Below are 10,540 nucleotides of genomic sequence, written 5' to 3' on the forward strand. Positions count from 1 at the left end.
GTAGTCCACGGGGGCCATTGTGGCCGGTCGGGCTGCAGGGGCCGGTGCCGGGGCGCACGACGGGGGCCCGGGCGCGGCGAACCGCACCCGGGCCCCCCTGGACCGCGGCTCTCAGCCCTTCACGCAGACGACCTGCTTCAGCTGGGCGACCACCTCGACCAGGTCCTTCTGCTGGGCGATGACCCGCTCGATCGGCTTGTACGCACCCGGGATCTCGTCGACCACGCCGGAGTCCTTGCGGCACTCCACGCCCTTGGTCTGCTCGGCCAGATCGCGCGCGGTGAAGCGCTTCTTCGCCGCCGTCCGGCTCATCTTGCGGCCGGCGCCGTGCGAGGCAGAGTTGAACGAGGCCGCGTTGCCGAGACCGCGGACGATGTACGAGCCGGTGCCCATCGAGCCCGGGATGATCCCGTAGTCGCCCGAGCCGGCCCGGATCGCGCCCTTACGGGTGACCAGCAGGTCCACCCCGTCGTACCGCTCCTCCGCCACGTAGTTGTGGTGGCAGCTGATCACCTCGTCGAAGGCCACCTTCGCCTTCGGGAACTCGCGCCGGACGACGTCCTGGAACAGCGCCATCATCATGGCCCGGTTGTTCTTGGCGTACTCCTGCGCCCAGAACAGGTCCTGCCGGTAGGCCGCCATCTGCGGGGTGTCCGCGATGAAGACGGCGAGGTCACGGTCGATCAGACCCTGGTTGTGCGGCAGCGAACGGGCCACGGTCATGTGGTGCTCCGCCAGCTCCTTGCCGATGTTGCGGGAACCGGAGTGCAGCATCAGCCAGACCGCGTCGGTCGTATCGACACACACCTCGACGAAGTGGTTCCCGGACCCGAGGCTCCCCATCTGCTGGGCCGCCCGCTCGCGCTTCCACCTCACCTCGGGAGCGATCGCGTCGAACCGGCTCCAGAAGTCGTCCCAGCCGCCGGTCGCGAAACCGTGCAGCTTGCCCGGGTCGACCGGGTCGGAGTGCAGGCCGCGGCCGACCGGGATGGCCGCCTCGATCTTGGAGCGCAGCCGGGACAGGTCGTCCGGCAGGTCCTTCGCGGTGAGCGAGGTCTTGACGGCGGTCATCCCGCAGCCGATGTCGACGCCGACCGCGGCCGGGCAGACCGCGCCCTTCATCGCGATCACGGAGCCGACCGTCGCGCCCTTGCCCAGGTGGACGTCGGGCATCACGGCGAGGCCGTGCAGCCAGGGCAGCGTGCTGATGTTGCGCAGCTGGTCCATGGCCTGGCTCTCGACGGTGGCCGGGTCGGTCCACATCCGGATCGGGACGCGGACGCCGGGTACCTCGGTGTACGACATGGTGGTACGACCTCCCAGGGTCGGCTGTTTCAAGCGTAGAAGAATCGCCGCGCGAGATGTCCCGGCGTGGCTCGGGGAAGTTCGGGTGGTGCCGCGCTCAGACCGACAGCGGCCGGGCGGACGGACGTCGGAGGGACGGTCGTCGTGGGGAGCGTGGACAGATGGGCTCGACCCGCATGGTGACCGCCTCCTTCCGTGATGTCGTCGCAGCGCCTGCGGGAGTCATCTACCCACAGCGCGGGTCGCCGTCGCAAGGCAAATTCGCCACCGCCGCGCGGTCCACCGGGCGCCGGACGTGCGAGGGCCCGGCGGAGCGGCTGCTCCGCCGGGCCCGTCGGCCTCTGACCGCAGGTCAGTTGGCGATCACGGTGACGTCGCCGATGCCGAGTTCCTTGACCGGGTCGGCGATCACCGAGGCGTCGCCGACCAGGACGGTGACCAGGCGGTCCGGCGGGAACGCGGCGACCACGGCTTCGGTGGCGGCCGCGGTGCCGAGTTCGGCCAGCTCCCGGTAGACCTGGGCCTGGTAGCCGTCGGGCAGGTTCTGCTCGACCTGGTCGGCCAGGGTGGCGGCGACCGAGCCGGCCGTCTCGAACTTGAGCGGGGCGACGCCGACCAGGAACTGCACCGCATCCTCGCGCTCGGCGTCGGTGAGGCCCTCGGCGGCGAGCTTGCGCAGGATGGTCCAGGTGTCGGCGAGGGCCGGCGCGGTGGAGGCGGTGTCGACGGATCCGCTGATCGCCAGCATCGCGCGGCCGGAGCCGTCGGCGGGCGAGCGCAGCGGCTGGGCGAAGGCCCGCACGCCGTAGGTGTAGCCCTTCTCCTCCCGCAGGACGCGGTCCAGCCGGGAGGTGAGGGTGCCGCCGAGGCAGTAGGTGCCGAGGATCTGCGCGGCCCAGGTGGGGTCGTGGCGGTCCGGTCCGATCCGGCCGATCAGCAGCTGGGTCTGGACCGAGCCGGGCCGGTCGACGATGACGACCCGGCCGGCGTCGTCGGCGGTGACCGGGGCGTGCGCGGTGGCGGTGGCCGGGGCGGCGCTCCAGCGGCCGAGGGTCTCCTCCAGCAGCGGCAGCAGGTCGACGCCGGTGAGGTCGCCGACGACCACGGCGGTGGCGGTGGACGGCCGCAGGTGGGCGTCGTAGAAGGCCTTGACGGCCGCCCGGTCGATGGCCCGCACGGTGTCGGCGGTGCCGGCCCGGGGGCGGGAGAGGCGGTCGGCGGCGTCGAACAGCGTCGCGTAGAGCGCCTTGGCCGAGCGGCGGGCCGGGTTGGCCTGCTCGTGGACGATCTCGTCGAGGCGGTTGGCGACCAGGCGCTCGATCTCGTCGGCGGGCAGCGCGGGGGCGCGCAGCGCGTCGCCGAGCAGGGTGAGGCCGCGCTCCAGCCGGGAGGCGGGGACCTCCAGGGAGACCCGCAGGCCGGTGTGGTCGGCGTGGGCGTCCAGGGTGGCGCCGGCCCGCTCCAGCTCGCCGGCGTACTCCTCGGCGCTGAGGGTGTCGGTGCCCTCGCTGAGGGCGCGGGCGAGGATGTTGGCGACGCCCTCCTGGCCGGCCGGCTCGGCGGCGAGCGGGGCGTCGAGGATCAGGTCGACGGCGACCAGCTGCTGGCCGGGGCGGTGGCAGTGCAGCACCGTGACGCCGTTGGCCAGCGCGCCCCGCTCCGGGGCCGGGAAGGCCCACGGGGTGGGGGTGCCGGGCTGCGGCTGCGGGTGGAAGGTCATAGCGGGGGTGGGGTCGGTGCTCATACCGCCGTCTCCTCGGTGGTGTGGTCGCCGGTCGGGTCGTGGTCGGCGGTGTCGTCCGCGGTGGTGGGCTCGTACACCAGGACGGCGCGGTTCTCGGGGTGGAGGCGGGCGGCGGCGACGGCCCGGACCTCCTCGGCGGTGACGTCGAGGACCTTGGTGAGGGCGGTGTTGACCAGCTCGGGGTCGCCGAACAGGACGGCGAACCGGCAGAGTTCGTCGGCGCGGCCGGCCACGGTGGTGAGGCGGTCGAGCCACTCGCGTTCGATCTGGGCCTGGGCGCGCTCGAGTTCGGCGGCGGTCGGGCCCTCGGCGGCGAACCGGGCGAGCTCCTCGTCGGCGGCGGAGCGGATCTGCTCGATGGTGGCGTCGCCGGAGGTCTTCACGTCCAGCCAGCCGAGCGAGGGCGCGCCGGCCAGCCGCAGCAGGCCGAAGCTGGCGGCCACGGCGGTGCGGTCGTGCCGGACCAGGCGGTTGTAGAGGCGGCTGGACTCGCCGGAGCCGAGGATGGTGAGCGCCAGGTCGGCGGCGTCGGCCTCGCGGGTGCCGTCGTGCGGGAGCCGGTAGGCGGCCATCAGCGCGCGGGAGGGGACGTCCTCGTGGACGGTCTCGGCGATCTCGCGGCCGATGGTGTCGGGGAGGGTGCCGTCGCGCGGCGGCTGCTTGCCGTCGTGGGCGGGGATGGTGCCGAAGTACTTCTCCACCCAGGCGATGGTCTGCTCGGGGTCGAGGTCGCCGACGATGGACAGCACCGCGTTGTTGGGCGCGTAGTAGGTGCGGAAGAACGCGCGGGCGTCCTCCAGGGTGGCCGCGTCCAGGTCGGCCATCGAACCGATCGGGGTGTGGTGGTACGGGTGGCCGTCCGGGAAGGAGAGCGCGGTGAGCTTCTCGAATGCGGTGCCGTAGGGCACGTTGTCGTAGCGCTGGCGGCGTTCGTTCTTGACGACGTCGCGCTGGTTCTCCATCGAGGTGTCGTCGAGCGCGGCGAGCAGCGAGCCCATCCGGTCGGCCTCCAGCCAGAGCGCGAGCTCCAGCTGGTGGGCCGGCATGGTCTCGAAGTAGTTGGTGCGTTCGAAGCTGGTGGTGCCGTTGAGCGAGCCGCCGGCGCCCTGGACCAGTTCGAAGTGGCCGTTGTTGGAGACGTTGGCGGAGCCCTGGAACATCAGGTGCTCGAACAGGTGGGCCAGACCGGTCCGGCCCTTGACCTCGTGGCGGGAGCCGACGTCGTACCAGAGGCAGACGGCGGTGACCGGGGTGAGGTGGTCCTCGGAGAGCACCACCCGCAGGCCGTTGGCCAGGCGGTGTTCGGTGATGGCGAGGCCTCGGGCGGAGGCGGGAGCCGGGTTGGCCATGCGGTTCCGGTCCTTTCGGGAAGCGGGAGTCGTCCGTGGAGGCGGGAGGCTTCCCGTCTTCGGTCTGGTCGGGGGGCGGATCGCGTTCCCCCATTGTGGTGTAACGCGCAGCCGGGCGTGATGTGTCCGCGCGCGGCGCGCGTTCGCCACGGGCGGAAGCCGGCGGGCGCGGGCGGTCCGGGCGCGGCGGTCCCCGGACCCGCGGCGGGGAGGGGGGTGGCCTGCGGCTCGGGCTGTCAGCCGGAGGGTCCACAATGGGGGGCGCCGTGCCCGGGTACGGTTCGACTCAGTTGTCACAGACTCGGTCCGACAGGATCTGACGCCGCCGACAGACGCCCGACAGACGCAAGGGAGCCCCGCCGCGATGGCCCGCCGCAGTTCGCCCACCCCGCCGCCCGGTGACTTCGAGGAGCGGATCCTCGATGTCGACGTCGTGGACGAGATGCAGGGCTCGTTCCTCGAGTACGCCTACTCGGTGATCTACTCGCGCGCCCTGCCGGACGCGCGGGACGGTCTCAAGCCGGTGCACCGGCGCATCCTGTACCAGGCCAACGAGATGGGCCTGCGCCCCGAGCGCGGCCACGTCAAGTGCGCCCGCCTGGTCGGCGAGGTGATGGGCCGCCTGCACCCGCACGGTGACGCCTCGATCTACGACTCCGTGGTGCGGATGGCGCAGCCGTTCTCGATGCGGCTGCCGCTGATCGACGGCCACGGCAACTTCGGTTCGCTGGGCAACGACGACCCGCCGGCCGCGATGCGGTACACCGAGTCGCGGCTGACCGCGGCGTCGATGGCGATGGTGGAGTCGATCCACGAGGCCACCGTCGACTTCGCGCCCAACTACGACGGCAGCGAGCAGGAGCCCTCGGTGCTCCCGGCGGCCTTCCCGAACCTGCTGGTCAACGGCGCGTCCGGGATCGCGGTCGGGATGGCGACCAACATGCCCCCGCACAACCTGGCGGAGGTGGTGGCCGCCGCCCGGCACCTGATCAAGCACCCGGGCGCGGACCTGGAGACGCTGATGCGTTTCATCCCGGGTCCCGACCTGCCGACCGGCGGCCGGATCGTCGGGCTCTCCGGCATCCGCGACGCGTACGAGTCGGGCCGCGGCACCTTCAAGATCCGGGCGACCGTGTCGGTGGAGGCGGTGACGGCCCGCCGCAAGGGCATCGTGGTCACCGAACTGCCGTACAGCGTCGGGCCGGAGAAGGTGATCGCGAAGATCAAGGACCTGGTCGGCGCGAAGAAGCTGCAGGGCATCGCGGACGTCAAGGACCTGACCGACCGCCAGCACGGCCTGCGGCTGGTGATCGAGGTCAAGAACGGCTTCGTGCCCGAGGCGCTGCTGGAGCAGCTGTACAAGCTGACGCCGATGGAAGAGACCTTCGGCATCAACAACGTGGCGCTGGTCGACGGCCAGCCGCTGACGCTGGGCCTGAAGGAGCTGCTGGAGGTCTACGTCGACCACCGCTTCGAGGTGGTGCGCCGGCGCAGCGAGTTCCGGCGGGGCAAGCGGCAGGACCGGCTGCACCTGGTCGAGGGCCTGCTGGTCGCGCTGGTCGACATCGACGAGGTCATCGCGATCATCCGCTCCAGCGACGACGCCGCGCAGGCGAAGGACCGCCTGATGGCGCGGTTCGGGCTGTCGGAGACGCAGACCGCGTACATCCTGGACACCCCGCTGCGCCGGCTGACCAAGTTCGACCGGGTGGAGCTGGAGACCGAGCAGGCCAAGCTCACCAAGGAGATCCAGGAGCTCACCGAGATCCTGGAGTCGGACACCAAGCTGCGCAACGTGGTCTCCGGCGAGCTGGCCGCGGTGTCGAAGCAGTTCGGCACCGAGCGGCGCACCGTGCTGCTGGAGGCGGGCGCGGTGCCGAGCGCGGCGCTGTCGGTGCCGCTGGAGGTGGCCGACGACCCGTGCCGGGTGCTGCTGTCCTCGACCGGCCTGCTGGCCCGGACCTCGGACGGGGAGCCGTCCGATGCGGGCGGTGCGCGGGCCAAGCAGGACGCGGTGGCCTCCGCGGTGCCGGCCACGGCCCGGGCCGACATCGGGGTGGTGACCACCGCGGGCCGGGTGCTGCGGCTGCCCGTGATCGACCTGCCGGCGCTGCCGCCGGGTACCTCGGCGCTCGCCGGCGGGGCCGCGGTGAGCGAGTTCCTGCGGCTGGAGGCGGACGAGCGGGCGCTGGCACTGACCACGCTGGACGAGTCCTCGCCCGGTCTGGCGCTGGGTACGGCGCAGGGTGTTGTCAAGCGCGTGGTGCCGGAGTGGCCGGCGAACAAGGACGAGTTCGAGGTGATCGCCCTCAAGGACGGCGACTCGGTGGTCGGCGCGGTGGAGCTGCGCACCGGCGAGGAGGACCTGGTCTTCATCGCCTCCGACGCCCAGCTGCTGCGCTACCCGGCGGGCCAGGTCAGGCCGCAGGGCCGGCCGGCCGGCGGGATGGCGGGCATCAAGCTGTCGGACGGCGCCCGGGTGCTGTCGTTCACGGCGGTGGACCCGGCGGCGGACGCGGTGGTGGTCTCGGTGGCGACCGCGTCCGGCACCCTGAGCGGCGGTGAGCAGACCAGCTGGAAGGTCACGCCGTTCGAGCTGTACCCGCGCAAGGGCCGGGCCACCGGCGGCGTGCGCTGCCAGCGCTTCCTGCGCGGCGAGGACGCCCTGGCGTTCGCCTGGGCGGGCGCGGAGCCGGCCCTGGCGTCGGCCGCCAACGGCGCGCCGGTGCAACTGCCCGAGCGGGACCCGCGCCGCGACGGCTCGGGTTCCCCGGTGACGGGCCAGATCGCCGCGGTCGGCGGCCGGGTGTAGTCGGGTGTGACGGCCGGACATGAGGACGGGGGCGCCGCAACGGCGCCCCCGTCCTCATGTCGGGGCGGGTGCGGTCAGCCGAAGGCCGCTTCGACACGCTCGGCGGCCTCGGTGTTCGACTGGGCCGGGAGACCGGCCGGGCCGGTTTCGTCGAGGCGCCGGACCGACTCCGTGGTCTGCGCGAGCAGTGCCACGTAGTCGGGCAGTTCAGGCAGCGACGAGGTGGTCAGGGCGAGGACCACCAGGGTGCCGAGGTCGGGCAGCGGAAGGTACGCCTCGACCCGGGCCATGGTCAGCGGCGGTGGGTCACCGGCCGCGTCCTCGGGTGCCTGCGGCTGCCACTCCACCCCGGTGAAGGCGAGGACGGCGGAGCCCGCCTCGGCTTCCACCCGGCGCACGTCGCTGCTCGGGTTGAGCGAGAGCGTCTCCTGCAGCGTGGCGACGATCATCTCCGGATCGCCGTCGTCGATCGGGTCCGCCCGGACGATCAGCGAGGCGGTGCTGATCCGGTCGTCCTCCGTGGCGAACAGCGCCACCCCGGCGTAGAGCGCGCCGTCCTCGGCGGCGGCGTCGGCGATGTCCGCGTACAGCGTCCGTACGCCCTGCCGCTGGTCGGTGGTCCCGCCGGACCAGATCTCGCACGCGAGTTCGTCCAGGTGCTCCCAGCGCTCCTGGTCGGTCAGGTGCATCCCCAGGTCGTGGAAGTGCACCGGGACTCGGAAGGTGAATCCCCGGTCGGCGGCGCTCCGGCCGACCGCCGCGGGCTGCTCGTTGGGCATGGCTGACTCTCTGTCTCGAGGTGCTCTCGGCGCGCTGACGGGGCGCCCGGTGCCGGCCGTACGGACCGCACCGGGCGCCGGGCCGACGGTCAGGGCTGCCGGTGGAAGGCGTTGCGCAGCTGGACGGTGGGTCCGGCCGGTCCCCAGCCGGGCATGCCCTCGGCCGCGCAGACCGCAAGGATCCGGTCCAGGGGGAGAGTGCCGAAGTCGTCGCGGCCCAGGTACCAGTAGGGCAGTGAGTCGATCCGACGGAGTCGGCCCTCCCACCTGACGGTCGCGGCCGGGTCCGCGGCAGCACGCTGCTGGGCGGCTGCCACCACCGCCAGCCGGGTCCGCAGATGGGCCTCCCAGACCGCCGGGTCGCGCCGCCACTCCCGGCCGAGCCGGGCCGGTCCGAGACGGCGGGCCCAGCCGGTGCCGAAGCGGGGCTGCGGGCCGCTGTTGCCCTGGTAGTCGAGGACGACCAGCACCAGGACCAGGGCGGGCCGCCAGAGGAGATCGATCGGCAGCACGACCCACTGGGCGAAGAACCACAGCACCAGCCGCGTCCTCGGCCTGGGCTCGCCCTGGACGAAGGCAGCGGGGAAGGCTGCGCCGAACCGGCCCCGCACCGGGCCGTGCTGGATGAACTGGTCTGCCATGACGCCACCGTCCTAATCGCCGGAGAACATGTTGTGGACGCCGTCCACGACGCCCCAGCCGCCCGCGACCACCTGTGGACCGCGGGACCACCAGGACAGCGGGTCGAGCGTGCCGTCGGCCCGGATGGCCGCGGACAGGCCGGGCAGTCGGTCCAGCCCGGGAACCCGGGTGACCAGGTCGCTCAGCCGCTTCTCCTTGAACGAGGCGCCCATGTTGTCGGCGACGTGCTTCTCCCAGGCGAGGGCGATCTTGTTGCCCTTCTTGGCGATGATGTCGACGCCGTCCTGGACGACCTCGCCGCCGATCCGAGTGACCCGGGGCAGGGTGTGCACGGCGTCGCCGAGCCGCCCGGTGATCCGCGCGGCCGCGTCCGCACCGTCGATGACCTGCACGGCCCGGGTGATCTTCTGGCCGTTCTCGACCACCTCGGCGCCCACCTTGGTCACCACCTTGGTGCTGCCCTTGATCGCGGTGCCGGCGAACTTCCCGAACGGGACCACACCGAGGCCGTCGCCGATCAGGTCCATCGCGCTGACGTCGGCGCCGCCGAGCTTCGCCATTCCGTGCGTGGCCAGGGCGCCGGCCGACAGCACTCCCCCGGCCAGCGCGAGGGCGCCGGACAGCGGCGGGAACCACAGCGTGCACAGCGCCGCCACGCCCAGCACCGTCGAGGCGATCGACATCCAGTCGCCGATCTTCTTCAGCAGATCGGCGTGCTTGGTGGCCCACTCCTTGATGGCGTGGCCGGCCCGCTGCAGGGAGTCCTTGAACTTGTCCCACATGCTGGTGCTGGGGGCGTTCTGGTTGGCCTTGCGCAGGGCCTTGGCCACCTTGGCGGCGGCGTCCTGGTGGTCCTCCTTGAGTTCCTTCGCCTGTTTGACGATGGCCTCGAAGGCGTCCTTGGCGTCGTCCAGGGCGCGTCTGGCGTCGTCGAGTTCGTCGCCGGCCGCGTTCAGCTCGCGCTGGGCCGCGTCGATCCGCGCCTGGGCTTCCTTCAGTTGGGCGTCGTCCGCGAAGAACTGTCCGCCCAACCGGAAGGCGGGGGCGTCGGCGGCCGAGTTGTAGCGGGTGTCGGCCCGGTCCTTGGCGGCCTCGCACTGCTCGCACCGCTGCTTGGCGGCCTGGGCGTCGGCCTCGTAGCGGCGGGCGGTGTCCTGGAAGGAGACCAGTTGGCCGCGCCAGGAGTCGAGTTGGCTCGCGGCGGTGCGGACGGCGTCGTCGCTGTCCTGCAGCAGGCCGGGCAGCTCGGTGACCTTGGCGGCGAAGGCCTGTGCGGCGTCGCCCTGCCAGGAGCCGCCGACCCGGGTCAGCGAGGAGAGCGTGCGGTGCGCGCTCTCCAGCGCGCCGGCCGCCGTGTTCAGCCTGCTCACCAGGGTGTCGACGCTGCCGGGGTTGCCGGGGGCGGGGTCGAAGCCGAGCGCGGGGAAGTCGGCGGCGTCGCTCATCCGGCACCGCCGCCGGCGAAGGCGTCGCGGATGACCTGGTCGGTCTCGACGTAGGCCTTCCTGGTGATGGTCAGGCCCTCCTCGACCTGCTGGGTGGAGTCCGCGATCTTCTTGATGGCGTCGTCCCAGCTGTCGTGGAACTCGTCGCAGGCGTGGTCGAGCGCTGTGCTTCCGGTGGTCTTCGGGCCGGTGTCGCGCATCGCGTTCAGCGCGGTGCGGAGCTCGTCCTGACTTCTGTGAAGATCCGCCAGCAATTTGTCGAGATCTCCCACTTGAACCGAGAAGAACGACCCCAAAACTCCCCCAAGGACTGGTCGAGCAATGACAAGTCCGATCAGCATAGCCAGGTGTTCCGACGGTCACGGCGGGGCCCGCCCGCACGTCCGCCGGATCGGTTCGCCGTCGCACCATCGCGGCGGCGCCGCCCGGAGCGCGCCCGGTCCCGCCGGGCGGCGGCGGCCGCG

Annotated in this window: 8 protein-coding genes; 1 reads left to right on the forward strand and 7 read right to left on the reverse strand. The window is 72.5% G+C overall.

Features of this window, described 5'->3' with window-relative positions; translation table 11 throughout:
* Positions 1 to 111: 111 nt before the first annotated feature.
* The 3 genes from AB0D08_RS29185 to AB0D08_RS29195 all read right to left on the reverse strand — a co-directional run bounded on the left by AB0D08_RS29185 (position 112) and on the right by AB0D08_RS29195 (position 4,398).
* Positions 112 to 1,305: an RtcB family protein gene (locus AB0D08_RS29185; RefSeq protein WP_033824452.1), complete on the reverse strand. Its 1,194-nt coding sequence runs from the start codon at positions 1,303 to 1,305 to the stop codon at positions 112 to 114.
* A 352-nt stretch (positions 1,306 to 1,657) separates the two neighbouring features.
* Complete coding sequence (locus AB0D08_RS29190) at positions 1,658 to 3,025, reverse strand: pitrilysin family protein (protein ID WP_033824468.1); 1,368 nt, start codon at positions 3,023 to 3,025, stop codon at positions 1,658 to 1,660.
* A 20-nt stretch (positions 3,026 to 3,045) separates the two neighbouring features.
* On the reverse strand, positions 3,046 to 4,398 hold the full coding sequence (locus AB0D08_RS29195; RefSeq protein WP_359893021.1) for a pitrilysin family protein: 1,353 nt from the start codon (positions 4,396 to 4,398) through the stop codon (positions 3,046 to 3,048).
* Positions 4,399 to 4,762: 364 nt separating this feature from the next.
* Here AB0D08_RS29195 and AB0D08_RS29200 point away from each other — a divergent pair, with 364 nt between their 5' ends.
* Positions 4,763 to 7,210, forward strand: coding sequence for a DNA topoisomerase IV subunit A (locus tag AB0D08_RS29200; protein ID WP_359893023.1), 2,448 nt, complete (start codon positions 4,763 to 4,765; stop codon positions 7,208 to 7,210).
* 74 nt (positions 7,211 to 7,284) lie between these two features.
* Here the strand turns inward: AB0D08_RS29200 and AB0D08_RS29205 are convergent, their stop codons facing one another.
* From AB0D08_RS29205 to AB0D08_RS29220, 4 genes are all read right to left on the reverse strand, one after another.
* Positions 7,285 to 7,989 (reverse strand): hypothetical protein, encoded by a 705-nt coding sequence (locus AB0D08_RS29205; RefSeq protein ID WP_051814001.1) that lies wholly within the window; start codon positions 7,987 to 7,989, stop codon positions 7,285 to 7,287.
* Between the two features lie 89 nt (positions 7,990 to 8,078).
* Positions 8,079 to 8,630 (reverse strand): hypothetical protein, encoded by a 552-nt coding sequence (locus AB0D08_RS29210; RefSeq protein WP_033824449.1) that lies wholly within the window; start codon positions 8,628 to 8,630, stop codon positions 8,079 to 8,081.
* A 12-nt stretch (positions 8,631 to 8,642) separates the two neighbouring features.
* Positions 8,643 to 10,076 (reverse strand): putative T7SS-secreted protein, encoded by a 1,434-nt coding sequence (locus tag AB0D08_RS29215; RefSeq protein WP_359893026.1) that lies wholly within the window; start codon positions 10,074 to 10,076, stop codon positions 8,643 to 8,645.
* The gene (locus AB0D08_RS29220; RefSeq protein ID WP_359893028.1) at positions 10,073 to 10,330 is read right to left on the reverse strand and encodes a hypothetical protein; all 258 of its coding nucleotides are present in this window, start codon (positions 10,328 to 10,330) and stop codon (positions 10,073 to 10,075) included. The genes AB0D08_RS29215 and AB0D08_RS29220 overlap by 4 nt, the downstream gene beginning before the upstream one ends.
* Positions 10,331 to 10,540 lie beyond the last annotated feature (210 nt).

Source organism: Kitasatospora sp. NPDC048540 (assembly GCF_040651175.1).
In the GTDB taxonomy this organism is placed as follows: domain Bacteria; phylum Actinomycetota; class Actinomycetes; order Streptomycetales; family Streptomycetaceae; genus Kitasatospora.

Bases quoted from the DNA above. Each gene is read 5' to 3' on its own strand.
- AB0D08_RS29190 (WP_033824468.1), bottom strand. From the start codon at position 3,025: ATGACCTTCCACCCGCAGCCGCAGCCCGGCACCCCCACCCCGTGGGCC.
- AB0D08_RS29200 (WP_359893023.1), top strand. From the start codon at position 4,763: ATGGCCCGCCGCAGTTCGCCCACCCCGCCGCCCGGTGACTTCGAGGAG.
- AB0D08_RS29185 (WP_033824452.1), bottom strand. From the start codon at position 1,305: ATGTCGTACACCGAGGTACCCGGCGTCCGCGTCCCGATCCGGATGTGG.
- AB0D08_RS29215 (WP_359893026.1), bottom strand. From the start codon at position 10,076: ATGAGCGACGCCGCCGACTTCCCCGCGCTCGGCTTCGACCCCGCCCCC.
- AB0D08_RS29205 (WP_051814001.1), bottom strand. From the start codon at position 7,989: ATGCCCAACGAGCAGCCCGCGGCGGTCGGCCGGAGCGCCGCCGACCGG.
- AB0D08_RS29195 (WP_359893021.1), bottom strand. From the start codon at position 4,398: ATGGCCAACCCGGCTCCCGCCTCCGCCCGAGGCCTCGCCATCACCGAA.
- AB0D08_RS29210 (WP_033824449.1), bottom strand. From the start codon at position 8,630: ATGGCAGACCAGTTCATCCAGCACGGCCCGGTGCGGGGCCGGTTCGGC.